Raw genomic sequence first — 24,691 nt, forward strand, 5'->3', positions numbered from 1 at the left:
AACCCGGCGCTGCGGGGTGCCGCTGCGCCCACCCGTGCCGCCCCAGCGGCACGACTGCCCGCAGCTGAGCGGACCGGCCTCCCGGGGAAACCCGGGAGGCCGGTGTCACCTCCGGCTCGGAGACGGAGGTGGGGTGTCAGTGGTTGACGGCCAGGTTGCCGAAGGCGGGGTTCAGGACGCCCACGACGTTCACGCTGTTGCCGGACACGTTGACCGGGACGTGCACCGGGGCCTGGACGACGTTGCCCGAGCCGACGCCCGGGGAGCCCACGGCCTGGCCGTCGGCGTGCGCGCTGGTGGCGGAGGCGATGCCCGCGCCCGCGGCCAGCAGGCCACCCGTCACCATCGTCACGGCAGCGGCCTTCTTCAGGTTCTTCACTTCTGAGCCCTCCTTGCGATCGCCGCGGCAGGCGCCGCAGCACGCACTGGAGAACGGCGGAGATCCACCGAGGTTGCGCCATGTGAGGGACGTTCCCACGACAGTATGAATCTCAGCCCGGAATGGAACTCTCCGTGTTGCCGTGGGATGAGCGCGTCAGCCGGTCACGCCATGGCGAACGGCCCACAGGGCGGCCTGCGTTCGGTCGGACAGGTCGAGTTTCATCAGAATGTTCGAGACGTGGGTCTTGACGGTCTTCTCGGAGAGGACGAGGGCGCGGGCGATCTCCCGGTTGGAGCGGCCGTCCGCTATCAGGCCGAGCACCTCACGCTCCCGGTCGGTGAGCGAACCGGCCCTGCCGGGCCCGGAGTTGGCCTCCTCCTGGGACAGCAGGGCGTCGGCGACCTCCGGCTGGAGGAGGATGTGCCCGGCGTGGACGGAGCGGATCGCTCCGGCGAGGGCGTCGGGGTCGACGTCCTTGTAGACGTAGCCGGCGGCGCCCGCGCGCAGGGCCGGGACCACCGTGCGCTGCTCGGTGAAGCTGGTGACGATCAGCACGCGCGCGGGGTTGTCCAGTTCGCGGAGTCTGCGCAGGGCGTCGACGCCGTCCATGCCCGGCATCTTGACGTCCATGAGGATGACGTCGGGCCGCAGCTCCTCCGCGCGGTCGACTCCTTCGGCGCCGTCGGCCGCCTCGCCGACGACCTCTATGTCGTCCTGTACCTCCAGGAACGTGCGCAGGCCCCGGCGGACGACCTGGTGGTCGTCGACGATCAGCACCTTGATTGCGTCAGCCACCGGGGACCTCCATCTCGATCGTGGTGCCCTTGCCGGGCGCCGATTCCACGGTCAGCGTGCCGCCCGCCCCGCTCGCCCGGTCCCGCATCGAGACCAGGCCCAGATGGCGCCCCGCGCGGCGGACCGCCATCGGGTCAAATCCGCTGCCGTCGTCCGTGACCCGCAGGACCGCTCCGCCGCTGTGACGGTCCAGGGTCACGTCGACGTGCTCGGCGCCGGAGTGGCGCAGGGCGTTGTGCAGGGCCTCCTGGGCTACCCGCAGCACGGCCTCCTCCTGGGACGCGGGCAGGGCCTTCACACCGCGGGCGGTGAAGGTGACGCGGGCGGAGTGGGCGCGGTCGAGGACCTGGATCTGCGTCCGGAGGGTGGCGACGAGGCCGTCCTCGTCTAGGGCGGCGGGGCGCAACTCGACGACGGCGGAGCGCAGTTCGTCGGCGGCCTCGGCGGCGAGGGCCGCCACCTGCTGGAGTTCGCCCTTGGCGCGGGAGGGGTCCCGGTCCACCAGGCGGGCCGCGGCCTGGGCTGTCAGGCGGAGGGAGAAGAGCTTCTGGCTGACCGCGTCGTGCAGTTCGTGGGCGAGGCGGGAGCGTTCCTCGGCGATGGTGAGTTCGCGGCTGCGTTCGTAGAGGCGGGCGTTGGTGAGGGCGATCGCCGCGTGCTGGGCGAGGATGCCGAGCAGTTCCTCGTCGTCCTGCGTGAAGCCGCAACCGCCTTCCGGCTTGGGGCAGTTCTTGTTTGCCAGGAACAGCGCGCCGATGACCTCGTCGCCGTCGCGGATCGGCAGGCCCAGGAAGTCGACCAGGTCGGGGTGGGCGCTCGGCCAGCCCTCGAAGCGGGGGTCCTTGCGGACGTCGGCGAGGCGCTCGGCCCGGGCCTCGTGGAGCATCGCGGCGAGGATGCCGTGCTGGCGCGGGAGCGGGCCGATGGCCTTCCACTGTTCCTCGCTGACGCCGTCGACCACGAACTGGGCGAAGCCGCCGTGGTCGTCCGGGACGCCGAGCGCGGCGTACTGCGCGTCGAGCAGCTCGCGGGCCGAGGCGACGATCGTCTTGAGGACGTCGCGCACCTCGAGATGCCTGCTCATGGCCAGCAACGCGGAGCTCACCGCGGCGAGGCCGGACCGGGGACCGTGACTCATGTCCTCACGGTACCGGCGGGCTGTGACGGCGCGGATCGGACCGCCGGCGGCGGGCTCCCGGTCCGGTGGGCCTAGGTCGCAGGGCCGAGGATGCCGGCAGGGGGCGTACGGCCGGGGGCGCGGGGCCGGTGGCGTAGGGCGAAGGGACCCGGTGGTCTGCGGCCCGCGTCCGAGGCGGTGGGGGTGGCCGCGTTCCTACGTTGAGTGCACACGCCACGACGAGGGAGCGGATCATGCCGGTTGCGATCATCACAGGGGCCTCGAAGGGCCTGGGCCGGGCACTCGCGGAGGCACTGGCCGGGCGGGGCTGGGATCTGGTGCTCGATGCCCGGGGCGCCGAGGCACTGGGGGACGCGGCAGAGGCCGTCTCCGCGCACGGCACGCGCGTGACCTCCCTGCCGGGGGACGTCACGGACGCCGCGCACCGTGCGGCACTGGTGTCGGCGGCGTGGCGGCTCGGCGGCGTCGACCTGCTGGTGCACAACGCGAGCGCGCTGGGCGCCGAGCCGCTGGTGCGGCTGGAGGAGCTGACCCTGGCGGGACTGCGGCGGGCGCTGGAGGTGAACCTGGTGGCGGGGCTGGGCCTGGTCCAGGAGGCGCTGCCGCTGCTGCGGGCCTCGCGGGCCGGCACCGTCATCGCGGTCAGCTCCGACGCGGCCGCCGAGGCGTACGAGACCTGGGGCGGCTACGGGGCGTCCAAGGCGGCGCTGGACCATCTGATGGCGGTGCTCGCCGTGGAGGAGCCGGAGCTGCGGATCTGGGCGGTGGATCCCGGGGACATGGCCACGGACTTGTATGCGGCGGCCGTACCGGACGATCACGATCAGCGGCCGGCGCCTGCGGCTGTGGTGCCGGGGTTCCTGCGGCTGCTGGACGAGCGGCCGGCGAGCGGGCGGTACGGGGCTCCGGCTCTGGTGGACGGGGTCCTGTGACGCCGGCCCTACGGGTACCGGAGGAGCTGTCGGCCCGCATGCCGGTCGAGCAGCGGGGGCCGGGGCTGGACCGGGCCGCCGTGCGGATGCTGGTGTCGCGGGGTGCGGAGGTGGCGCATCACACGTTCAGGGAGCTGCCGCGGCTGTTGCGGGCGGGGGATCTGCTCGTGGTCAACACCTCGGCCACGCTGGCGGCGGCCGTCGACGGGTGGATCGGGCACGCGCGCGTGGTGGTGCACTTCTCCACCCGGGGGGACGACGGCCGCTGGGCGGTGGAACTGCGGGAGCCCGACGGGCGGGGCACCACACGTGCGCGTGCGGGAGGGCCCGCGGGTACGGAGGTGCGCCTGCCGGGAGGTGGGGGGCTGGTTCTGGAGGAGCCGCTGAGCGGGCGGAGCGGGCGGCTGTGGTGGGCGCGGGTCACCGGGCCTGGCGTGCCGGGGCTGCTGCGGGAGCACGGGCGGCCCATTCGCTACTCCTACACGGAGCGCGACCAGCCGTTGTCCGTCTATCAGACGGTGTTCGCGCTGCCGTCCGCGGACGGGGCGGGCAGTGCGGAGATGCCGAGTGCGGCGCGGCCCTTCACGGCGCGGGTGGTGGCGGAGCTGGTGAGCCGGGGCGTGCGGTTCGCGCCGGTCACGCTGCACACAGGAGTGGCGTCGGCGGAGGTGCACGAGCCGCCGTATCCGGAGCGTTTCGCGGTGCCCGAGGCGTCGGCGCGGCTGATCAACGCCGCGAAGGCCGGCGGCGGCCGGGTCGTGGCGGTCGGGACGACGGCGGTGCGGGCCGTGGAGTCGGCGGTGGGGGCTGAGGGGCCCGTGCGCGCGCGTGCGGGGATCGACGGTCTCGTACGCGCGCGTGCGGGATGGACGGATCTCGTCGTCACGCCGGAGCGCGGGGTGCGGGTGGTGGACGGGCTGCTGACCGGGCTGCACGAGCCGGAGGCCTCGCATCTGCTGATGCTGGAGGCGGTCGCGGGGCGGGTGGCGATCGAGCGTGGCTACCAGGCCGCGCTCCAGGGCCGGTACCTGTGGCACGAGTTCGGGGATGTGCACCTCCTCCTGCCGTGAAAGGCCCTCACACTCAGCATCGCTCGTGCAACGTGTCGTGAGAACGCATGCCGCCCGATGTGAGCCCTCGCATAGGACCCACGTCACGTACGAAAGTGCATAGGAGACAAAGCCCCACCTTTTGAGCGGCCCATACAGTCCAATCTGCCCCGATTTGCCCTTCCCTGATCCACTATCGGGCTTCGTACGTCACACCTTTGCCACGCCATTTTGCGGCCGCTAAGAATGGCTGCCGTCGCTCAGCGCCGTGGGTTCACCTCCGCGGCGTTCGTGTCGGAAACACACCGAGTCCAACGCCGGACGCCGAGCGACTCCCGCGCTATTCGAAGAGGTCCCACCACCATGCCCAAGAACATCTTCAGCCGTGGCCGCAGTCGTACCCTGACCCGTCACCACAAGATCGCCATGGCGGGTGTCGCCACCCTCGGCGCCGCCGCCATCGGTTTCTCCGCGGTGCCGAGCGGTGCGTCGACCAAGACCACGACCGAGGCCGCTCAGCCGGCTGCGGTGGCGTTCAGCACCGAGCAGATCAAGGACGTCAAGGCGAGCGTCACCGACCAGATGGCCGGCGCCAGCCTGAAGGCCGAGCAGATCGCGGCGAAGAAGAAGGCCGACGCCGCGGCCGCCGCCAAGAAGAAGGCCGCCGCCGAGGCGGCGAAGAAGAAGGCCGAGGCCGCGCGCAAGGCCAAGGAGGCCGCGAGCCGGGATGCCAAGCGCGCCCAGGTCAAGAAGGCCGCCGTCAAGAGCTACCCGAACAACCTCGACGGCTGGATCCGCGAGTCGCTCGACGTCATGAAGAAGCACGGGATCCCGGGCTCCTACGACGGCATCAAGCGCAACATCATCCGGGAGTCCTCGGGCAACCCGAAGGCGATCAACAACTGGGACATCAACGCCATCAACGGCATCCCGTCGAAGGGCCTGCTGCAGGTCATCCCGCCGACCTTCAAGCACTGGCACGTCCCCGGCACCTCCTGGGACATCTACGACCCGGTAGCCAACATCACCGCCGCCTGCAACTACGCGGCCGACAAGTACGGCTCGATGGACAACGTCGACAGCGCGTACTGAGGCTGGCGCGGACCTCTGCTCGCTGGACCGAACGCCGAAGGGCGGCACTCTCCTGACGGAGTGCCGCCCTTCGGGCGTGGTGCGGCGGTGACTACTTGCGCATGACCTCGGGCTCGTGGCGGCGCAGGAACCGGGCCACGAAGAAGCCGCAGATCACGCCGAGGGCGAGGAGCGCGCCCATGTCCATGGCCCAGGCCCCGACCGTGTGCTCCCACAGCGGGTCGGTGTCGCCGGCCGTCTCGGGCGGGCTGATCTTGTTGAAGTCCAGCGTGGCACCGGAGGCGGCGACCGCCCAGCGCGACGGCATCAGGAACGAGAACTGGTTGACGCCGATCGAGCCGTGCAGCGCGAACAGGCAGCCCGTGAAGACGACCTGGATGATCGCGAACATCACCAGCAGCGGCATGGTCTTCTCGGCGGTCTTGACCAGCGACGAGATGATCAGGCCGAACATCATCGAGGTGAAGCCCAGCGCCATGATCGGGATGGAGAGCTCGACGAGGGTCGCGCTGCCGAGGACCAGGCCCTCCTCGGGGATCTCCCGGCTGGAGAAGCCGATGACGCCGACCAGCAGGCCCTGGAGGACGGTGATCATGCCGAGCACGAACACCTTCGACATCAGGTACGCCGAGCGCGACAGGCCGGTCGCGCGCTCCCGCTCGTAGATGACCCGTTCCTTGATCAGCTCGCGGACCGAGTTCGCCGCGCCCGCGAAACAGGCGCCGACGGCGAGGATCAGCAGGACCGTGGTGGCGGTGCCGTTCGGGATGATCCGGCCGGTCTGCGGGTTGGGCGGGTTGGGCAGCAGACCCCGGTCCGCGTCGATGAGCAGGCTCACCGCGCCGAGCACGGCCGGCAGGATCACCATCAGGGCGAGGAAGCCCTTGTCGGACGCGATCACCGAGACGTAGCGCCGCACGAGCGTGACGAACTGGGACATCCAGCCCTGCGGCTTCGGCGGCTTCATCGCCTGCATCGGCGCGACCTGTACGGACTGCGGCGCAACGGCGTCGATGTCCGCGGCGTACATCTGGTAGTGCTGCGAGCCCTTCCAGCGGCCCGCCCAGTCGTAGTCGCGGTAGTTCTCGAAAGCGGAGAAGACATCGGCCCAGGTGTCGTAGCCGAAGAAGTTCAGCGCCTCCTCGGGCGGGCCGAAGTAGGCGACCGAGCCGCCCGGCGCCATCACCAGCAGCTTGTCGCAGATCGCCAGCTCCGCCACGGAGTGGGTGACGACGAGGACCGTACGGCCGTCGTCCGCCAGGCCGCGCAGCAACTGCATGACGTCGCGGTCCATGCCCGGGTCGAGCCCGGAGGTCGGCTCGTCCAGGAAGATCAGCGACGGCTTGGTGAGCAGCTCCAGGGCCACGGAGACGCGCTTGCGCTGGCCGCCGGAGAGGGAGGTGACCTTCTTCTCCTTGTGGATGTCCAGCTTCAGCTCGCGCAGCACCTCGTCGATACGGGCGTCGCGCTCGGCGGCTGTGGTGTCGGCCGGGAAGCGGAGCTTGGCCGCGTACTTGAGGGCCTTCTTGACGGTCAGCTCCTTGTGCAGGATGTCGTCCTGCGGGACCAGACCGATGCGCTGGCGCAGCTCGGCGAACTGCTTGTAGAGGTTGCGGTTGTCGTAGAGGACCTCGCCCTGGTCGGCCGGGCGGTAACCGGTGAGCGCCTTGAGCAGGGTGGACTTGCCGGAGCCGGACGGGCCGATGACCGCGATCAGCGACTTCTCCGGGACGCCGAAGGAGACGTCCTTGAGGATCTGCTTGCCGCCGTCGACCGTGACGGTCAGGTGGCGGGCCGAGAAGGACACCTCACCGGTGTCGACGAACTCCTCGAGCCGGTCGCCGACGATCCGGAACGTCGAGTGGCCGACGCCGACGACATCGGCCGGGCCGAGCAGCTGCGTGCCGCCCTTGGGGATCGGCTGGCCGTTGACGTACGTGCCGTTGTGCGAGCCCAGGTCGCGGATCTCCATGCGGCCGTCGGGCGTCGAGTGGAACTCGGCGTGGTGCCGGGAGACCTGGAGGTCCGAGACGACCAGCTCGTTCTCCAGGGCACGGCCGATGCGCATCACGCGGCCGAGGGAGAACTGGTGGAACGTGGTCGGGCTGCGGTCGCCGTAGACCGGCGGCGCCCCCGCGACGCCGCCGGGGCCCTGCTGCTGCGGCGGGATGTGCGCCGCGGGCTGCTGCTGCGGCTGTTGCCAGCCGGCCTGGGCCTGCTGTTGCGGGGCCTGGGGCTGCTGGTGGGGCGCCTGCTGGGCGGGTGCCTGCTGGGCCCAGCCGGGGCTCGCGCCCTGCGCCGCGTACGGCTGCTGCTGGGGCTGGGCCTGCGGCGTGGCGACGCCGGCCGCGACGTCCGACAGGTTCAGGCGCGGGCCGTCGGTCGCGTTGCCCAGGTGCACCGCCGATCCGGAGCCGAGCTCCATCTGATGGATCCGCTGCCCCTGCACGAACGTGCCGTTGGTGCTGCCATGGTCCTCGATGACCCAACTGCGGCCGTTGAAGCTGACCGTGGCGTGACGCCAGGAGACCCTGGCGTCGTCGAAGACGACGTCCCCCTGCGGATCACGTCCGAGGGTGTATGCCCTGGACGGATCGAGCGTCCAGGTACGTCCGTTTGATTCCAGTACGAGTTCCGGCACTCCATGCCCCACTGAGTTGTCCCCCGAGTTACCCCCGACATGGGGAGTCTAGGGATGTCGAACATCGGGTGGAACTATTTCAGTAGCGGCCGCCTGACCGAAAGTCGGGCCTCGGCAAGACCGCGTTCGGACGCATCAGCCGTTTCCGTTGACGGGGTTGAAAACGGGCCGGAGAGTGGTATTTCGACGCGAGGGGGACATGCGCGGTGGTCCCCGCCGCTCAGCGGATCGGGGGGTCTGCCATGAGTGCCGGTACAGGGGTCGGGACGGCGAGGGACGGCACGCGCGTGCCGTGGACGGACGTGCTGATGTCCGCCGTCGCCGCCGTGAGCTGGGCGTTGATCGGGATGGCGGGTACGGCGGCGCTGGGTCTGCGGCTGCTGGAGGCGGATACGGCGGGCTCGTTGGGGCCGATGACCGCGGCGGTGGTGGCCCTTGGGGCGGGTGGTTCGGTCACGCCGTCCGGTGATGTGTCGGCGTTCGGTCTCACGGGCGCGCAGGCGGAGACGGCCATCGAGATCACGCCACTGGGGGTGAGCCTGGTCGGGGCCTTGCTGCTGTCGTACTTCTTCCTGAGGTCCTTGCGTGCGGCGGGAGTTGTGATATCGCCGGCCGAACTCCTCGCACGCGCGGGTGCGGTGGTCGCGCTGTTCGTGGCGATGCTGGGCGGGCTCGCCTGGGCGGGTCACGACGTCATCACGATCGACGGCGGCGCGCTGGGCTTGGACGACCTGGCGGGCGGGGGCGGTGGAGGCGGAGACGGCCTGGAGATTCCCGGGCTGGGGGACGTCGGGGGGTTGCTGCCGGACCGGCTCGGCGACCTGGTCGACGCGCAGGCGGCGGTCGGTTTCACGGTCGACACCGCGCCCACGCTGCTCGGTGGGCTCGGCTGGTCGGCCGGGATTCTCCTCATCGCCCTGCTGGCCTCGCGCCGCACGCCGCTGCCGCGGGGCTGGGAGGCCGTGCACCGGGTCGTACGGCCCGCCGTTTCCGCGGTGGTGTCCGTGCTGCTGGTGGCGGTGGCGGCGGGGCTCGCGGCGGCGGCGTACGCGGCGACCGGTGACGACCACCCGCGCCGCATCGCCGGCGCGGCGCTGCTGGGGGCGCCGAACGGGGTGTGGCTGGGCGTCCCGATCGGCCTGCTCGTGCCGTGGGACGGCCGGGCCACGGGTGAACTGGCCCGTCTCCTGCCGGACCCGCTGGACGACCTGCTCGCGGTCCGCTCCGACCAGCCGGTGACGCTGGGGCGGCTGGCCGAGCTGGACGGGCGGGTGTGGCTGCTGGGGGTGGCGGCGGCGTTGATGATGCTGCTGGCGGGGGTGCTGGCGGCGGTGCGGACGCCGGTGGGGGGCGGGTCAGGAGGGCCTGGGGATGTACGGGGTTCGGGTGCCCTCGGTTTCGCGGGGCGGTGTGCGCTGGGGTTGGCGGTCGCGACCGCGCTGTCCCTGCCGTTGCTCGTCCGGCTGACGGACGTGTCCGTGGCGGCCTCCCTGTCCGTGCTCGGCTTCGACGCCGTCGGCGCGGGCATCGAACTGCACGGGCACCTCGGCATGGCTCTGCTGCTGGGCGCGGTGTGGGGTGCGGGGGCCGGGGCGGTGGGGGCGCTGCTCGCGTGGGCGAGCGGGGCCGCCGGGCGGTGGGCGACGGCTTTGGCTCGGGGGCAGGGGGTGGCGGGCGGCGGTGTGACCGGGGCCGGTGCGCCCGGGGCCGGTGGGGCGGGGGCCGGTGGGGCGGGGAGTCAGTCGGGGGCCGGGTGGGCCGGGTACGGGCCGGGGGCCGGGCCGGCTGCGGCAGGGGGCGGTGTGGGACAGGTGGGGTACGTGGCGGGTGCCGGGCAGGCCGGGCCGTGGGCCGATACGGGGCAGACCGGACGCGACGTCCGTGCCGGGCAGGCCGTGCCCTCGGCCGATATGGGGCAGGCCGGACGCGACGCCGGTGCCGGGCAGGGGGGAGCGGGAGCCGGTACCGGGCAGGCCGGAGGCGACGCCGGTGCCGGGCAGGCCGTGCCCTCGGCCGATACGGGGCAGGCCGGAAGCAACGCCGGTGCCGGGCGGTCCGGCGTCCGGGGCGGGTCCGGCGTCGGCCGGGCATCGTCGTACGGGGAGGAGGCCGGGCCGTACGTGCCGGGAACGCCGTACCGGCCACCGAACCCGGCCACCAATCCGTATCTCCGGGTACCGGATGAGCTGCGAGAGCCGGAGGACGCGCGGCCTGTCGGTGAGGTAGGGCCGTCCGATGGGAAGGCGGAGCCCGGGCGGCAGGCCGGTGAGGGCCGGCAGCGGGGGGAGAGCCGGCGCCCGCCGCACGAGGCCGGCGGCGACCCGGCTACGCACCGGGACGGTGACGTGTACGGCGCGCCCACGGTGGCTCGGCCGGTGGGGCCGCCTCCGCGCGGCCCCCGGCAGCCGCCCGGCCCCAAGGGCGGCAACCGGCCGCCGGCCCGGCCGGACGACGGGCCGCCGCCTCCGCCGCCTCCTCCCCCGCCGCCGCGGAAACCGCGTGGCGGCAAGTGATCCCAGGGGGGACAGGGACGCCGCACTCGAAGGCAAGGTTCGCGCCACCCACACGACACCCACTGTTCGCTGTCCGCCAGACGGACCTCACGGGCGGTACGACCTGCCCGCCGGATACGGTGGAACCACCATGAGCGCTTTGCAGACCTCGCCCTCCGACGTCCCCACCCTCCTTGTCAAGATCTTCGGCAAGGACAGCCCGGGCATCACGGCCGGCCTCTTCGACACCCTCGCCGCCTACTCCGTCGACGTCGTCGACATCGAGCAGGTCGTCACCCGTGGCCGAATGGTGCTGTGCGCGCTCGTGACCGAGCCGCCCAAGGGGCTCGAGGGCGATCTGCGGGCGACCGTCCACAGCTGGGCCGAGTCGATGAAGATGCAGGCGGAGATCATCTCCGGCCTCGGCGACAACCGGCCGCGCGGGCTGGGCCGCTCCCTGGTCACCGTGCTCGGGCATCCGCTCACCGCCGAGGCGACGGCTGCGATCGCCGCGCGGATCACGAAGACCGGCGGCAACATCGACCGTATCTTCCGGCTCGCCAAGTACCCCGTGACCGCCGTCGAGTTCGCCGTGTCCGGCGTGGAGACCGAACCGCTGCGCACCGCCCTGGCGCCCGACGCGGCGAAGCTGGGCATCGACGTGGCGGTCGTCGCCGCCGGGCTGTACCGGCGCGCGCAGCGCCTGGTCGTCATGGACGTCGACTCGACGCTCATCCAGGACGAGGTCATCGAGCTGTTCGCCGCGCACGCCGGCTGCGAGGACCAGGTCGCCGAGGTGACGGCGGCCGCGATGCGCGGCGAGCTGGACTTCGAACAGTCCCTGCACGCGCGCGTGGCGCTGCTGGAGGGGCTGGACGCCTCGGTCGTGGACAAGGTGCGCAGCGAGGTGCGGCTGACGCCGGGCGCCCGCACCCTGATCCGTACGCTGAAGCGGCTCGGCTACCAAGTCGGCGTCGTCTCCGGCGGTTTCACCCAGGTCACCGACGATCTGAAGGAACGGCTCGGGCTGGACTTCGCCCACGCCAACACGCTGGAGATCGTCGACGGGAAGCTGACGGGCAAGGTCACGGGCGAGATCGTCGACCGTGCCGGCAAGGCCCGGCTGCTGCGCCGGTTCGCCGCCGAAGCGGGTGTGCCGCTGTCGCAGACCGTGGCGATCGGTGACGGTGCCAATGACCTGGACATGCTGAACGCGGCCGGTCTGGGCGTCGCCTTCAACGCCAAGCCGGTGGTGCGCCAGGCCGCGCACACCGCGGTGAACTTCCCCTTCCTGGACACCGTGCTGTACCTGCTGGGTATCACGCGCGAAGAGGTCGAGGCAGCGGACACCGTCGACACGGTCTGAAGCCGCAACGGTCCCGGACGGCAGCACGGTCTGGACCAGAGGCACAGCGCGGCCCCTGCGCACGGTCCGGACCAGCCGGGAGAGCCCGGCACCGCGCCGGTGCCGGGCCCACGGTCACCCGGAGTCGGTCACTCGGTCGGCGCCCAGTAGTCCAGCAGCGTGCCCACGCCCGGCTCCACGCTCTTCCACGAGCCGCTGAAGGACAGGACGGCGAAGGCGGCGGCCGGGAAGCCGCGGCGGCTCATCCGGTCGCGCGCGTCGCCCTCGGCCGTGCCCCCCAGGATGTCGGCGAGGCCCTGGATGCCAGGGTTGTGGCCGATCACGAGGATGTTCTGCACGTCGTCGGGGGTCTCGTTGAGCACGGCGATCAGTTCGCCCGGCGAGGCCTCGTAGATCCGCTCTTCGTAGATGGTTTTCGGCCGCTGCGGGAACTCCTGGACAGCGAGCTTCCAGGTCTCCCGGGTCCGGACCGCGGTGGAGCAGAGGGCCAGGTCGAAGGGGACGCCGGTGTCGGCCAGCCTGCGCCCGGCCTCCGCCGCTTCCTTTCTGCCCCGGTCGGCGAGCGGACGCTCGTGATCGCTCACCTGTGGCCAGTCGGCTTTCGCATGGCGGAAGAGGACAATCCTGCGGGGTTCTGCGACGCTCATAAGATCCAGCTTCGCACGAAACAGGCCATGGGGCGCAGGGAGTTGACCACCGTCTTCAGCCGTGCTCAGCGGGACATCAGCTGCTGGAGCCGCTCGAAGAGGTGGGTGATCAGGGGGTCACCGGTGGCCGCCTGGGCGTCGGAGGGGTTCAGGATCAGCACGAGCAGCGCGGCGAAGGCGAGCGTGGGCAGGGCGAGGGCCCACCAGGGCAGCCGGCTGTCGGCGCCCATCCGGGTCGCCGGACGGGGCCGGGTGTGCACAGGAGCCGACATGGGTGCCTCCGCTCTCCGAACGGTCCGTGGCCCGCGTCTCGCGGTCACACGTCGAAGTTACGGAATGTCCGGCCGTCAGCCCATCCGGTGATCCACCCACTTGACCCTGACCCTCGCCCCCTAGGGGACAGGGGGGCCAGCCCCACCATGGGCCGGGCTCGGGCCTGTCATGGCGAGGCGATGGTCGCGATGATGCCGATGACGATGAAGATCGCGAAGAAGGCTCCGAAGACGAGCAGCATCTTCTTCTGACCGTGCTGGGGATTCGGGTCGAGCACTGGCATGGGGCAAGTCTCGCACCCGCCCCGGGCGCCTGACGCCCGGGGGTGCCCCCGATCGCCCCGAGGAGGGGCTCAGCGGCCCGCCTCGTCCTCCACCGTACGGTCCCGGCCCGCCAGGAATCCGATCGCCATCTGCGGGATCATCAGGGCGCTCATCAGGGCGATCGGCAGGCCCCAGCCGCCGCTGTGCTGGTAGAGGACGCCCACCAGGAGCGGCCCCGGGATGGAGATCAGATAGCCGGTGCTCTGCGCGAACGCCGACAGCTGTGCCACGCCCGGGCCGGTCCTGGCCCGCATGCCGACCATGGTGAGCGCGAGCGGGAAGGCGCAGTTGGCGACGCCGAGCAGAACGGCCCAGGCCCAGGCGCCGGCGGCCGGCGCGAGGTACAGCCCGGCATAGCCGGCCAGGCCGCAGACGCCCAGGGCGAGCACGATCGGGCCCTGATGCGGCAGCCGTGTGGCCAGGCGCGGTATGACGAAGGCCAGGGGCACGCCCATCACCATGGTGAGGGCGAGCAGCAGCCCCGCGGTGCCCGCGGGCACACCGGCGTCCCGGAAGATCTGCGCCATCCAGCCCATGGTGATGTAGGCGGCGGTGGCCTGGAGCCCGAAGAAGACGGCCAGGGCCCAGGCGGTGCGGCTCCGGGTGATCCGCAGCGGCGGTGCCTCCCCGGCGGCGGATCCGGCGGGAGCCGAGCCCGGCGTCTGCCCGTCCCGCGTCTGCCGGTACCGCGTTGCCCGGTCCCGCTCCGGCCGGTCGCCGTCGGCCTCCGGGCTCGCGGCCTGGTTCCCCGGCTCCGTCTTCGGGCCCATGGTCCGGTGCCCGGACACGGTCTCCGGGCTCACGGCCCGGTCCCCCAGCCCCGTCTCCGTGACCCGGTCCCTCAACCCCGTCTCCGTGACCCGGTCCCTCAACCCCGTCTCCGTGACCCGGCTACCCTCCCCCGGACCGATCTCCGGGCCCACGGTCCGCTTCCCCGACCCGGTCTCCTTGCCCCGGCCCCGCTCCCCCGGCCCGGCCGCGCCTCCGGCCCGCTCCCCCGGCCCGGCCGCGCCTCCGGCCCGCTCCCCCGGCCCGGCCGCGCCTCCGGTCCGCTCCCCCGGCCCGGACGCCGCAGTCCCCGCCCCGCGCCCCCGTACGAACGGCAGCCAGGGCAGGACCGCCGCCACGGCCAGACCCGCCCACAGGCCGAGGCCCGACTGCCAGCTGCCGCCCAGGGCGTCGGTCAGGGGCACCGTGACCGCGGCCGCGAGGGCCGTGCCCAGGGCGAGCGCCATGGAGTACAGGCCGGTCATGGAGCCGACGCGGTCGGGGAACCAGTGCTTGACGATGACCGGCATCAGGACGTTGCTGACCGCGATGCCCATGAGGGCGAGGGCGGTGGCGGCCAGGAAGCCGGGCGTGCCCCCGGCGTACGGCCGGATCGCCAGGCCGGCGGCGATGGCGGCCATGCCGGCGCACACCACGGCGCCGGCTCCGAAGCGGCGGGCGAGCCGCGGGGCCATGACGCCGAAGACGGCGAAGCACAGCGGCGGCACGGAGGTGAGCAGCCCGGCCACGCTGCCGCTCATGCCGAGCCCGTCGCGGACCTCCTCCAGGAGGGCGCCGAGGCTGGTGATGGCTGGGCGGAGGTTCAGCGCGGACAGCACGATGCCCAGGACGAGCAACCGCGTCGTCCACGCGCGCGTGGAGGTACCGCCGGGTTCCCGGGCCTCGTGCGCGGCCGAGCTGCGTACGGTCGGGGGCGTCTTCGTCCGGGTTTCCTCGCTAGGCATGAGGCCCATCATAGAATCATAGGATGATTGACTGTCCAGTCCGTCCCGTCTCCGGCTGCCCTTCGGCGCCCCGGTCGTGCGAAGGTGTGCCATGCCCCTGAGCCATCCCCGACGTTCGGCGCTCTCCGAGCAGGTCATCGCCGCCCTGCGGGCCCAGATCACCTCCGGCGAGTGGCCGGTCGGCTCCCGCATCCCGACCGAGCCCGAACTGGTCGAACAGCTCGGAGTCGCCCGCAACACGGTCCGTGAGGCCGTCCGCGCCCTCGCGCACAACGGCCTGCTGGACATCCGCCAGGGCTCGGGCACGTACGTCGTGGCGACGAGTGAGCTGGCGGGGGTGATGCAGCGGCGGTTCGCCGGTGCCGACCCCCGGCACATCGCCGAGCTGCGGTCCACGCTGGAGTCGTCCGCCGCCAGGCTGGCCGCGGAGCGGCGTACGGAGAAGGACCTCAAGCAGCTCGACTCGCTGCTGCTGCGGCGTGAGGAGGCCTGGGAGTCGGGTGACGCGGAGGCGTTCGTGACCGCGGACGCGACCTTCCACCTGGCCGTGGTGTCCGCCTCCCACAACGACGTGATGACCGCCATGTACGCGGACCTGGGCGAGGTGCTGCGGGACTGGCTGCGCGAGGACGTCGGCGGGGAGCTGACGCCGGAGACGTACATGGAGCACGGACGGCTGCTCGACGCGATCCGCGCGGGGGACGCGGCGCAGGCGGCCGCCGAGGCCGCCCGCTACCCGTTCCTGTGCCGCCTGGGCGGGGTCAGCTCGCCCGCCGGTGACTGATCCACACCTCGCCGACCTCCTTCCAGCAGCGTCCGGTCAGCCGCACGGTCTGGGCGGGCCCGGCCTCCACCGGGGAGCTGTCGGTGTCGATGTCCCACCAGCGGGCGCATTCGACGTGCAGGCTCACGCGGTCCACCTCCGGGTAGGGGTTGTGGCAGTACGCGGTCACCCGGGAGCCGGTGACGCGGGTCCGGCACGCCGCGCCGAACGGCTCCGCCGACTCCTGCTCGGCGGCGGGCACGCGCGCGTGGGGCACCGCCTCGTACGCCAGGGTCATCACGAGAGCGACGGCGAGGGACAGTGAGGCCGTTCGGCGGGACAAGCGCACAAGGGGACCTCCTCGGCCGTGCTGGGGAGGGGATCGCGTGGTGACCGCGTACTCCAGGGTGCCCGGTTGTGAGCCTCTCCCGCCCGGCCGGATGAGCCGAACGGGTGACGCCCCGCTCCCCGCGCGCTGCGGGGAACGGGGCGCCTACGGCGTACGGGAGATCAGGCTCCGATGGCGTGCAGACCGCCGTCCACGTGGATGATCTCGCCGGTGGTCTTCGGGAACCAGTCGCTCAGCAGCGCGACGACGCCGCGGCCGGCCGGCTCGGGGTCCTTCAGGTCCCACTCCAGCGGGGAGCGGGAGTCCCACACGGACGCCAGCTCGCTGAAGCCCGGGATGGACTTGGCGGCCATGGAGCCGAGCGGGCCGGCCGAGACCAGGTTGCAGCGGATGTTCTGCTTGCCCAGGTCGCGGGCCATGTAGCGGCTGGTGGCCTCCAGGGCGGCCTTGGCCGGGCCCATCCAGTCGTACTGCGGCCAGGCGAACTGCGCGTCGAAGGTCAGACCGACGACCGAGCCGCCGTTCTGCATCAGCGGCAGGCAGGCCATGGTCAGCGACTTCAGGGAGTACGCCGAGACGTGCATGGCGGTGGCGACCGACTCGAACGGCGTGTTCAGGAAGTTGCCGCCGAGGGCGTCCTGCGGGGCGAAGCCGATGGAGTGCACGACACCGTCGAGGCCGCCGAGCTCCTCGCCGACGATGTCGGCCAGGCGCCCGAGGTGCTCGTCGTTGGTCACGTCGAGCTCGATGACCTTGACGGGCTTGGGGAGCTTCTTGGCGATGCGCTCGGTCAGCGTGGGCCGCGGGAACGCCGTGAGGATGACCTCGGCGCCCTGCTCCTGGGCCAGCTTGGCGGTGTGGAAGGCGATGGAGGCCTCCGTCAGCACACCGGTGATCAGGACGCGCTTGCCCTCGAGAATTCCGCTCATGGTGATCAGTGACCCATTCCCAGTCCGCCGTCAACGGGAATGACGGCTCCAGTGATGTACGAGGCGTCGTCCGAGGCGAGGAACCGCACCGTCGCGGCGATCTCCTCCGGCTGCGCGTACCGGCCGAGCGGGACCTGCTTCACGATGCCGGCGCGCTGCTCGTCGGAGAGCACCGCGGTCATGTCGGTCTCGACGAAGCCGGGCGCGACGACGTTGAAGGTGATGTTGCGCGAGCCCAGCTCACGGGCGAGGGAGCGCGCGAAGCCGACGAGGCCGGCCTTGGAGGCGGCGTAGTTGGCCTGTCCCGCGGAGCCGAGCAGCCCGACGACCGACGAGATCAGGACGACGCGGCCCTTCTTGGCGCGCAGCATGCCGCGGTTGGCGCGCTTGACCACGCGGAAGGTGCCGGTGAGGTTGGTGTCGAGGACGGACGTGAAGTCCTCCTCGGACATGCGCATCAGGAGCTGGTCCTTGGTGACGCCGGCGTTGGCGACGAGGACCTCGACGGGGCCGTGGGCCTCCTCGATCTCCTTGTAGGCCTGCTCCACCTGCTCGGCGTCGGTGATGTCGCACTTGACGGCCAGGAAACCCGCGGGCGGCTCACCCGAGCGGTACGTGATGGCGACCTTGTCGCCGGCATCGGCGAAAGCGCGGGCGATGGCGAGGCCGATGCCCCGGTTGCCTCCGGTGACGAGAACCGAGCGGCTCAACGGATCACCCTTTCGGTAGCGGTCTGATACCCCGCCCGGGCGCCTGGACGACAGGCGGCGATGACAGGCGGCTTCCTCGAAAACCTATCGGTCCGGACACGCTCGCGGACAATCGGGCACCGACAGTGGCGTACGGGACTCACTGTCGGGTCCCTACAGAAAGCCACCCGCCCGGGTCGGAAACTCGTGGCCCGCGCGCGGGATGAGACGACATGATCGGAGCAGTCACGACGTACGGCAACCACGGTCACCTCGACAGAAAGAGACGGCGGTGCCTCATACCATCGACGAGGCCTTCACGGCCCTCCCCCTACGCGCCCTCGCCGACGCGGCCCTCGCACGCGCGCGTGCGCTGGGCGCCGAGCACGCGGACTTCCGGTTCGAGCGGGTGCGCAACGCCTCCTGGCGGTTCCGGGACGCCAAGCCGGCCGGGTCCTCGGACACCACCGACCTCGGGTACGCGGTGCGCGTCGTGCACGGCGGTACGTGGGGGTTCGCGTCCGGTGTCGACCTCACCCTCGACGCCGCCGCCAAGGTGGCCTCCCAGGCCGTGGCGATGGCCAGGCTCTCCGCGCAGGTGATCAAGGCGGCCGGATCGGACGAGCGCGTGGAGCTGGCCGACGAGCCGGTGCACGCAGACAAGACGTGGGTCTCGTCGTACGAGATCGATCCGTTCACCGTGCCCGACGAGGAGAAGGCCGGGCTGATCGCGGAGTGGAGCGCACGGCTGCTGGCGGCCGACGGGGTCGACCATGTGGACGCCTCGCTGCTCACCGTCCACGAGAACAAGTTCTACGCCGACACCGCCGGGACCGTGACCACACAGCAGCGGGTGCGGCTGCACCCGGTGTTCAACGCCGTGTCGGTGGACGAGTCGAGCGGCGAGTTCGACTCGATGCGCACCCTCGCGCCGCCCGTGGGACGCGGCTGGGAGTACCTGCGGGGCACCGGCTGGGACTGGGAGAGCGAGCTGGAGCAGATCCCGGAGCTGCTCGCCGAGAAGATGCGCGCGCCGAGTGTCGAGGCGGGCCTGTACGACCTGGTCGTCGACCCGTCCAACCTGTGGCTGACCATCCACGAGTCCATCGGGCACGCCACCGAGCTGGACCGGGCCCTCGGCTACGAGGCCGCCTACGCGGGCACCTCCTTCGCCACCTTCGACCAGCTGAACAAGCTGCGCTACGGCTCGGAGCTGATGAACGTCACGGGCGACCGCACCGCCGAGCACGGGCTCGCCACCATCGGGTACGACGACGAGGGCGTGGAGGGCCAGTCCTGGGACCTGGTGAAGGACGGCACGCTCGTCGGCTACCAGCTCGACCGGCGGATCGCGAGGCTGACCGGCTTCGAGCGGTCCAACGGCTGCGCCTACGCCGACTCCCCCGGGCACGTGCCGGTGCAGCGCATGGCCAACGTGTCGTTGCGGCCGGACCCGGCCGGGATGTCCACCGAGGACCTGATCGGGGGCGTGGAGCGGGGCATCTACGTCGTCGGCGACCGGTCCTGGTCGATCGACATGCAGAGGTACAACTTCCAGTTCACCGGGCAGCGTTTCTACCGGATCGAGAACGGGCGGCTGGCCGGGCAGCTGCGTGACGTGGCCTACCAGGCGACGACGACCGACTTCTGGGGCTCGATGGCCGCCGTCGGCGGTCCGCAGACCTACGTCCTGGGCGGCGCCTTCAACTGCGGCAAGGCCCAGCCGGGCCAGGTCGCCGCCGTGTCGCACGGCTGCCCGTCGGCCCTGTTCAAGGGCGTCAACATTCTGAACACGACCCAGGAGGCCGGTCGATGAGCGCGCGAACCAGCAAGCCGCACGAGGTCGTCGAGCGCGCCCTCGAACTGTCCCGGGCGGACGGCTGTGTCGTCATCGCGGACGAGCAGTCCACCGCCAACCTGCGCTGGGCGGGCAACGCGCTGACCACGAACGGTGTCACGCGCGGACGCACGCTCACCGTCATCGCGACGGTCGACGGCAAGGAGGGCACGGCCTCGGGGGTCGTGTCACGGTCCGCCGTGACGGCCGACGAGCTGGAGCCGCTGGTGCGGGCCGCCGAGGCCGCCGCGCGCGGCGCCGGGCCCGCCGAGGACGCGCAGCCGCTGGTCACGGGCGTCACGCAGGCGCCGGAGTACATGGAGGCGCCCGCCGAGACCTCCTCCGCCGCGTTCGCCGACTTCGCTCCGGCGCTCGGCGAGGCCTTCGCACGCGCGCGTGCGGGCGGCCGGGAGCTGTACGGCTTCGCCAATCACGAACTGGTGTCGACGTACGTGGGGACGTCCACGGGACTGCGGCTGCGGCACGACCAGCCGAACGGCACGCTGGAGCTGAACGCCAAGTCGCCGGACCGGACCCGGTCCGCCTGGGCCGGTCGCTCCACCCGGGACTTCAAGGACGTCGACCCGGCGGCGCTGGACGCGGAGCTGGCGGTGCGCCTCGGGTGGGCGGAGCGGCGCGTGGAGCTGCCCGCCGGCCGGTACGAGACGCTGCTGCCGCCGACGGCCGTGGCGGACCTGCTGATCTACCAGATGTGGTCGGCGTCGGGCCGGGACGCGGTGGAGGGCCGCACGGTGTTCTCCAAGCCGGGCGGCGGTACGCGGGTCGGCGAGAAGCTGACCGACCTGCCGCTGACGCTGCGCAGCGACCCGAACGAGCCCGGTCTGGAGTCGGCGCCCTTCGTGATCGCCCACTCCTCGGGGGGCGACCAGTCGGTGTTCGACAACGGGCTGCCGCTGGCGGCCACCGAGTGGATGAGCCGGGGCGAGCTGCGGCATCTGACGACCAGTCGCCACAGCGCCGGCCTGACCGGGCTGCCCGTGGCGCCGGGCATCGACAACATCGTCCTGGACGGGGGCGAGGACCGCTCCCTGGAGGAGATGGTCGCGAGCACCGAGCGGGGGCTGCTGCTGACGTGCCTGTGGTACATCCGGGAGGTCGATCCGGCGACGCTGCTGCTCACCGGCCTGACCCGGGACGGCGTCTACCTGGTCGAGAACGGCGAGGTGACGGGCGAGGTGAACAACTTCCGGTTCAACGAGTCGCCGGTGGGGCTGCTGGGGCGGGCCACGGAGGCCGGGCGCACCGAGAAGACGCTGCCCAGGGAGTGGAGCGACTGGTTCACCAGGGCCGCGATGCCCGCGCTGCGCGTCCCCGATTTCAATATGAGCTCTGTCAGTCAGGGCGTATAACCTCGTAGTCGGCTGTCACCCGACTGCCCGAAGATCATCAAGGAGACGCGAGAACCGTGACGGACATCGTCGACGAGCTGAAGTGGCGCGGGCTGTTCGCCCTGTCCACTGACGAGGACGCTTTGCGCAAGGCGCTCGCGGACGGTCCCGTCACGTTCTATTGCGGCTTCGACCCGACGGCGCCGTCGCTGCACGTGGGGCACCTGGTGCAGGTGCTGACCGTGCGGCGGCTCCAGCAGGCCGGTCACCGGCCGCTGGCGCTGGTCGGCGGTGCCACGGGCCTGATCGGCGACCCGCGTCCGACCGCGGAGCGCACGCTGAACGACCCGGAGACGGTCGGCGGCTGGGTCGGCAAGCTGCGCTCCCAGATCGAGCCGTTCCTGGACTTCGAGGGCGAGAACGCGGCCGTCATGGTCAACAACCTCGACTGGACGGAGAACCTCTCCGCGATCGAGTTCCTCCGGGACATCGGCAAGCACTTCCGCGTCAACAAGATGCTGACCAAGGACTCCGTCGCCCGGCGCCTGGAGTCCTCCGAGGGCATCAGCTACACGGAGTTCAGCTACCAGCTCCTCCAGGGCATGGACTTCCTCCAGCTCTACCGGAGGTACGGCTGCACCCTCCAGCAGGGCGGCAGCGACCAGTGGGGCAACCTCACGGCGGGCCTGGACCTGATCCACCGGCTGGAGCCGGACGCCACGGTGCACGCCATGGCGACGCCGCTGATGACCAAGGCGGACGGCACCAAGTTCGGCAAGACCGAGGGCGGCGCCGTCTGGCTCGACCCGGAGATGACGACGCCGTACGCGTTCTACCAGTTCTGGCTGAACGTGGACGACCGGGACGTCTCGAAGTACATGCGCATCCTGTCCTTCCGCTCCCGTGCGGAGCTCGAGGAGCTGGAGAAGCAGACCGAGGAGCGTCCGCAGGCCCGTGCCGCGCAGCGTGCGCTGGCCGAGGAGCTGACCACGCTGGTGCACGGCGCCGACCAGACGGCCGCCGTGATCGCCGCGTCCAAGGCCCTCTTCGGGCAGGGCGAGCTGGCGGAGCTCGACGAGCGGACACTGGCCGCGGCCCTGTCGGAGGTGCCGCACATCCAGGTCGCCGAGCTCGGACCGGTCGTCGACCTGTTCGCCGAGGTCGGCCTGGTGGCCAGCAAGTCGGCCGCGCGGCGCACGGTCAAGGAGGGCGGCGCCTACGTGAACAACGTCAAGGTCGCCGGCGAGGACGCGGTCCCCGCCAAGGAGGACCTGCTGCACGGCCGCTGGCTGGTGCTGCGCCGGGGCAAGAAGAACCTGGCGGCGGTGGAGGTCACCGGCGCCTGAGTGCGCGGGCGAAGGGGGCGGTCGCCGGGGACGGAGACCGCCCCCTTCGCCGTGTGCCCGTTATGCCCTTCGTCTGCTTCCCCTGGCCGCCGTCCAGGCCCGGTCGCCGAGACCGACGAGGATGACCGCCATCACCAGCTGGAACACGTGCCGCCACCAGTCGATGCCCGCTGTGGCGTCGACACCGGCCGCCCGGGCGATGGCGTTGCCGGCGATGGCGCCGATCATGCCCAGGATGACGGTCAGCCACAGGGGGACGTGCTGCTTGCCCGGAATGATCGCCTTGGCGAGCAGACCGAGTACCAGTCCCACGATGATCGCCCACAACCAGCCCATCGCTGCCTCCTCGTACGGCTCGACGTGAGCACTACGCCCAGTGTCGGCCCAGGTGCCCTACGCCGCATGCCGGGCGTGGCCGTACGCGGCACGGACCAGTCCGTTCGCCCGGGCCGGAGCGGCCCCGGTCTCGTAGCCGACGCAGGCGCGGCGTAACGTGGAAGCTGTCCCGGCCAGGTTCCCCGGCCGGCCGAGGACGGCTACGGGGCGGGGAGATCCGATACGGGCGGATGGTGGAATGCGATGCGGAAGCAGCATGGCGACGGACATGCCCAGGTGTTCCGGATCACCGGCGCCCGGGCCGGACTCCAGGAGGACGTCCGCGGGCGGCAGCGCCGGTACGTGATCTCGATGACGGTCCGCACGATCTCCGTGATCCTCGCGGCCACGCTCTGGAACGTCGAACGGCACGTCGCCGCCGTGGCGTTGGTGCTCGGGCTGGTGCTGCCGTACATCGCGGTGGTGATCGCGAACGCCGGGCGTGAAAACGCGCCGTCTCTGCCGTCGACGTTCGTGGTGCCGCCGGTGCGGCCGATGATCGCGCCGCCGGGGACGCAGGACTCTCCCGAGGAATCCGTCGCGGAAGACGCCGTGTCCGGGACGGTGCCGGGGGCACGGACCGAGTCGCAGGAGCGGTAGGGGCGCTTGGGGGCGATCACAAACGGAAGTCATCTTCCCGCCAAGCTCAAGAAAAGCTCAGATCAATCATGCTGTTCAGGTGCCGGGCCCGGGGTTACCCGTGACATACTTCGTACGCGCTCCGCATCCCCCGTCGGAGCGACGGACCGACGCCGGGCAGCTCCCCCCGTGGCTGCTCGGCGTCGCCTTTTCTGTGTGCAGTGGTGAGACAAAGCAGTGAGTGACGAGACGCCCATCTGTTCCGCGAAGGGCTGCCGTGCGGATGCCGTGTGGGTGCTGGCGTGGAACAACCCGAAGATCCATACGCCGGAGCGGCGCAAGACGTGGCTCGCGTGCGAAGAGCATCGCGAGCATCTGTCGCAGTTCCTCGGGGTGCGGGGTTTCTTGAAGGACGTGGTGCTTCTCAAGGAGTGGGAAGCGACCGAAGGCTGAGGCCTCGCGCCTGAGTACCTCTAACCACCGATCGCCGACATGGGCCGGTCCGGCTGCACGAAGGTCGGGTCGTCCAGGCCCGCTCCCGCCTTCTTGCCCCACATCGCCAGGCGCCAGATGCGGGCGATCTCCTCGTCCGGGGCGTCCGAGCGCAGGGCGGCGCGCAGGTCGGTCTCCTCCTGGGCGAACAGGCACGTGCGTACCTGTCCGTCGGCCGTGAGGCGAGTGCGGTCGCAGGCCGCGCAGAACGGGCGGGTGACCGAGGCGATCACGCCGACGACATGCGGCCCGCCGTCGACGAGCCAGCGCTCCGCCGGTGCCGAGCCGCGCGCCTCCTCGCCCTCGGCGGTCAGCTCGAAGCGCGTGCGCAGGGAGGTCAGGATGTCGCCCGCCGTGATCATGCCGTCGCGCTTCCAGCCGTGCTGGGCGTCCAGGGGCATCTGCTCGATGAAGCGCAGCTCGTAGTCGTGCTCCACGGCCCAGGCGAGGAGGTCGGGGGCCTCGTCGTCGTTGAGGCCCGGCATCAGGACCGAGTTGACCTTGACCGGCGTGAGGCCCGCGTCGCGCGCGGCGTGCAGGCCTTCGATGACGTCCTTGTGGCGGTCGCGGCGGGTGAGGGTCTTGAAGACGTCCGGGCGGAGCGTGTCGAGGGAGACGTTGACCCGGTCCAGGCCCGCCGCCTTCAGGGCGGCCGCCGTGCGCTTGAGGCCGATGCCGTTGGTGGTGAGGGACATCTGGGGGCGAGGTTCGAGGGCCGCGACGCGCTCGACGATGCCGACCAGGCCCGGGCGCAGCAGGGGCTCGCCACCGGTGAAGCGGACCTCCTCGATACCGAGGGAGGTGACCGCGATGTCGATCAGGCGGACGATCTCGTCGTCCGTGAGCAGGTCCGGCTTGGCCAGCCACTGCAAACCCTCCTCGGGCATGCAGTACGTGCAGCGCAGATTGCACCGGTCGGTCAGCGAGACCCTCAGGTCGGTGGCCACTCGGCCGTAGGTGTCGATGAGCACGTGGGCCCCCTCCCTCGACGCGGATCGTGCCCGGAGCCATGTTTCCCCGGCACCTGCGAGCCTACGTGACACCACTGACATCACCACAGGCCCGATCCCACGACGCGGGACGCGGCCGCGTCGCAGGGACCTGGAGGTTCCTACGACGC

At 71.7% G+C, this 24,691-nt stretch carries 24 protein-coding genes; 11 read left to right on the plus strand and 13 right to left on the minus strand.

Features of this window, described 5'->3' with window-relative positions:
• Nucleotides 1-136 precede the first annotated feature (136 nt).
• The 3 genes from CP976_RS10175 to CP976_RS10185 form a co-directional block, all read right to left on the minus strand.
• The gene (locus CP976_RS10175; protein ID WP_086847493.1) at nucleotides 137-379 is read right to left on the minus strand and encodes a chaplin; all 243 of its coding nucleotides are present in this window, start codon (nucleotides 377-379) and stop codon (nucleotides 137-139) included.
• 156 nt (nucleotides 380-535) lie between these two features.
• Nucleotides 536-1,177: a response regulator gene (locus CP976_RS10180; protein ID WP_150480046.1), complete on the minus strand. Its 642-nt coding sequence runs from the start codon at nucleotides 1,175-1,177 to the stop codon at nucleotides 536-538.
• Nucleotides 1,170-2,315 carry a GAF domain-containing sensor histidine kinase gene (locus CP976_RS10185; RefSeq protein WP_150480047.1) on the minus strand — a complete coding sequence of 382 codons (1,146 nt, stop codon included), beginning with the start codon at nucleotides 2,313-2,315 and terminating at the stop codon, nucleotides 1,170-1,172. Before CP976_RS10185 ends, CP976_RS10180 begins: the two co-directional genes overlap by 8 nt.
• Nucleotides 2,316-2,548: 233 nt before the next feature.
• Between CP976_RS10185 and CP976_RS10190 the strand changes: the two genes are divergently transcribed.
• The 3 genes from CP976_RS10190 (at nucleotide 2,549) to CP976_RS10200 (ending at nucleotide 5,388) form a co-directional block, all read left to right on the plus strand.
• Entirely contained in the window at nucleotides 2,549-3,247 is a 699-nt protein-coding gene (locus tag CP976_RS10190; RefSeq protein ID WP_150480048.1) for an SDR family NAD(P)-dependent oxidoreductase, read from the plus strand.
• Entirely contained in the window at nucleotides 3,244-4,317 is a 1,074-nt protein-coding gene (locus CP976_RS10195) for an S-adenosylmethionine:tRNA ribosyltransferase-isomerase (RefSeq protein WP_150480049.1), read from the plus strand. The genes CP976_RS10190 and CP976_RS10195 overlap by 4 nt, the downstream gene beginning before the upstream one ends.
• A 342-nt stretch (nucleotides 4,318-4,659) precedes the next feature.
• Nucleotides 4,660-5,388 (plus strand): transglycosylase SLT domain-containing protein, encoded by a 729-nt coding sequence (locus tag CP976_RS10200; protein WP_150480050.1) that lies wholly within the window; start codon nucleotides 4,660-4,662, stop codon nucleotides 5,386-5,388.
• A 91-nt stretch (nucleotides 5,389-5,479) separates the two neighbouring features.
• Here the strand turns inward: CP976_RS10200 and CP976_RS10205 are convergent, their stop codons facing one another.
• On the minus strand, nucleotides 5,480-8,029 hold the full coding sequence (locus tag CP976_RS10205; protein WP_208838934.1) for an ABC transporter ATP-binding protein/permease: 2,550 nt from the start codon (nucleotides 8,027-8,029) through the stop codon (nucleotides 5,480-5,482).
• Between the two features lie 242 nt (nucleotides 8,030-8,271).
• Here CP976_RS10205 and CP976_RS10210 point away from each other — a divergent pair, with 242 nt between their 5' ends.
• Both CP976_RS10210 and serB read left to right on the plus strand, forming a co-directional pair.
• Complete coding sequence (locus tag CP976_RS10210) at nucleotides 8,272-10,542, plus strand: streptophobe family protein (protein WP_150480052.1); 2,271 nt, start codon at nucleotides 8,272-8,274, stop codon at nucleotides 10,540-10,542.
• 130 nt (nucleotides 10,543-10,672) lie between these two features.
• Nucleotides 10,673-11,887: a phosphoserine phosphatase SerB gene (serB, locus tag CP976_RS10215; protein ID WP_150480053.1), complete on the plus strand. Its 1,215-nt coding sequence runs from the start codon at nucleotides 10,673-10,675 to the stop codon at nucleotides 11,885-11,887.
• A 128-nt stretch (nucleotides 11,888-12,015) separates the two neighbouring features.
• Here serB and CP976_RS10220 read toward each other — a convergent pair whose 3' ends face one another.
• The 4 genes from CP976_RS10220 to CP976_RS10235 form a co-directional block, all read right to left on the minus strand.
• Nucleotides 12,016-12,534, minus strand: coding sequence for a SixA phosphatase family protein (locus CP976_RS10220; protein ID WP_150480054.1), 519 nt, complete (start codon nucleotides 12,532-12,534; stop codon nucleotides 12,016-12,018).
• A gap of 65 nt (nucleotides 12,535-12,599) precedes the next feature.
• Nucleotides 12,600-12,806, minus strand: a complete 207-nt coding sequence (locus tag CP976_RS10225; RefSeq protein WP_150480055.1) for a hypothetical protein — start codon at nucleotides 12,804-12,806, stop codon at nucleotides 12,600-12,602.
• A gap of 167 nt (nucleotides 12,807-12,973) precedes the next feature.
• Entirely contained in the window at nucleotides 12,974-13,090 is a 117-nt protein-coding gene (locus CP976_RS44325; RefSeq protein ID WP_106975484.1) for an SGM_5486 family transporter-associated protein, read from the minus strand.
• A gap of 69 nt (nucleotides 13,091-13,159) precedes the next feature.
• Nucleotides 13,160-14,863 carry a CynX/NimT family MFS transporter gene (locus CP976_RS10235; protein WP_229876606.1) on the minus strand — a complete coding sequence of 568 codons (1,704 nt, stop codon included), beginning with the start codon at nucleotides 14,861-14,863 and terminating at the stop codon, nucleotides 13,160-13,162.
• A 91-nt stretch (nucleotides 14,864-14,954) separates the two neighbouring features.
• Here CP976_RS10235 and CP976_RS10240 point away from each other — a divergent pair, with 91 nt between their 5' ends.
• Nucleotides 14,955-15,647, plus strand: coding sequence for a FadR/GntR family transcriptional regulator (locus CP976_RS10240; protein WP_150480056.1), 693 nt, complete (start codon nucleotides 14,955-14,957; stop codon nucleotides 15,645-15,647).
• Here CP976_RS10240 and CP976_RS10245 read toward each other — a convergent pair.
• The 3 genes from CP976_RS10245 to fabG form a co-directional block, all read right to left on the minus strand.
• Complete coding sequence (locus tag CP976_RS10245) at nucleotides 15,625-15,975, minus strand: hypothetical protein (protein ID WP_150480057.1); 351 nt, start codon at nucleotides 15,973-15,975, stop codon at nucleotides 15,625-15,627. The genes CP976_RS10240 and CP976_RS10245 overlap by 23 nt on opposite strands.
• 161 nt (nucleotides 15,976-16,136) lie before the next feature.
• Complete coding sequence (gene fabI / locus CP976_RS10250; protein WP_086854510.1) at nucleotides 16,137-16,904, minus strand: enoyl-ACP reductase FabI; 768 nt, start codon at nucleotides 16,902-16,904, stop codon at nucleotides 16,137-16,139.
• A gap of 5 nt (nucleotides 16,905-16,909) precedes the next feature.
• Nucleotides 16,910-17,614 carry a 3-oxoacyl-[acyl-carrier-protein] reductase gene (fabG, locus tag CP976_RS10255; protein WP_086854509.1) on the minus strand — a complete coding sequence of 235 codons (705 nt, stop codon included), beginning with the start codon at nucleotides 17,612-17,614 and terminating at the stop codon, nucleotides 16,910-16,912.
• A gap of 271 nt (nucleotides 17,615-17,885) precedes the next feature.
• On the opposite strand from fabG, the gene CP976_RS10260 reads away from it, so the two are divergent.
• The 3 genes from CP976_RS10260 to tyrS are packed head-to-tail and all read left to right on the plus strand — an operon-like array spanning nucleotide 17,886 to nucleotide 22,125.
• A complete protein-coding gene (locus CP976_RS10260) occupies nucleotides 17,886-19,409 on the plus strand; it encodes a TldD/PmbA family protein (protein ID WP_150480058.1) in 1,524 nt (507 codons plus the stop codon).
• The gene (locus CP976_RS10265) at nucleotides 19,406-20,800 is read left to right on the plus strand and encodes a metallopeptidase TldD-related protein (protein WP_150480059.1); all 1,395 of its coding nucleotides are present in this window, start codon (nucleotides 19,406-19,408) and stop codon (nucleotides 20,798-20,800) included. The genes CP976_RS10260 and CP976_RS10265 overlap by 4 nt, the downstream gene beginning before the upstream one ends.
• 56 nt (nucleotides 20,801-20,856) lie before the next feature.
• On the plus strand, nucleotides 20,857-22,125 hold the full coding sequence (gene tyrS / locus CP976_RS10270) for a tyrosine--tRNA ligase (RefSeq protein WP_150480060.1): 1,269 nt from the start codon (nucleotides 20,857-20,859) through the stop codon (nucleotides 22,123-22,125).
• A 60-nt stretch (nucleotides 22,126-22,185) separates the two neighbouring features.
• On the opposite strand, the gene CP976_RS10275 is transcribed toward tyrS, so the two are convergent.
• Nucleotides 22,186-22,461 (minus strand): GlsB/YeaQ/YmgE family stress response membrane protein, encoded by a 276-nt coding sequence (locus tag CP976_RS10275; protein WP_150480061.1) that lies wholly within the window; start codon nucleotides 22,459-22,461, stop codon nucleotides 22,186-22,188.
• 243 nt (nucleotides 22,462-22,704) lie between these two features.
• Here CP976_RS10275 and CP976_RS10280 point away from each other — a divergent pair, with 243 nt between their 5' ends.
• Together CP976_RS10280 and CP976_RS10285 are read left to right on the plus strand one after the other, a co-directional pair.
• Nucleotides 22,705-23,100 (plus strand): DUF3099 domain-containing protein, encoded by a 396-nt coding sequence (locus CP976_RS10280; RefSeq protein WP_150480062.1) that lies wholly within the window; start codon nucleotides 22,705-22,707, stop codon nucleotides 23,098-23,100.
• A 216-nt stretch (nucleotides 23,101-23,316) separates the two neighbouring features.
• Complete coding sequence (locus tag CP976_RS10285) at nucleotides 23,317-23,532, plus strand: hypothetical protein (RefSeq protein ID WP_150480063.1); 216 nt, start codon at nucleotides 23,317-23,319, stop codon at nucleotides 23,530-23,532.
• 20 nt (nucleotides 23,533-23,552) lie between these two features.
• Here the strand turns inward: CP976_RS10285 and moaA are convergent, their stop codons facing one another.
• Nucleotides 23,553-24,542: a GTP 3',8-cyclase MoaA gene (gene moaA / locus CP976_RS10290; protein ID WP_229876607.1), complete on the minus strand. Its 990-nt coding sequence runs from the start codon at nucleotides 24,540-24,542 to the stop codon at nucleotides 23,553-23,555.
• Nucleotides 24,543-24,691: the final 149 nt, after the last annotated feature.

It is taken from the genome of Streptomyces coeruleorubidus, from assembly GCF_008705135.1.
GTDB classification, from domain to species: Bacteria; Actinomycetota; Actinomycetes; order Streptomycetales; family Streptomycetaceae; genus Streptomyces; species Streptomyces coeruleofuscus.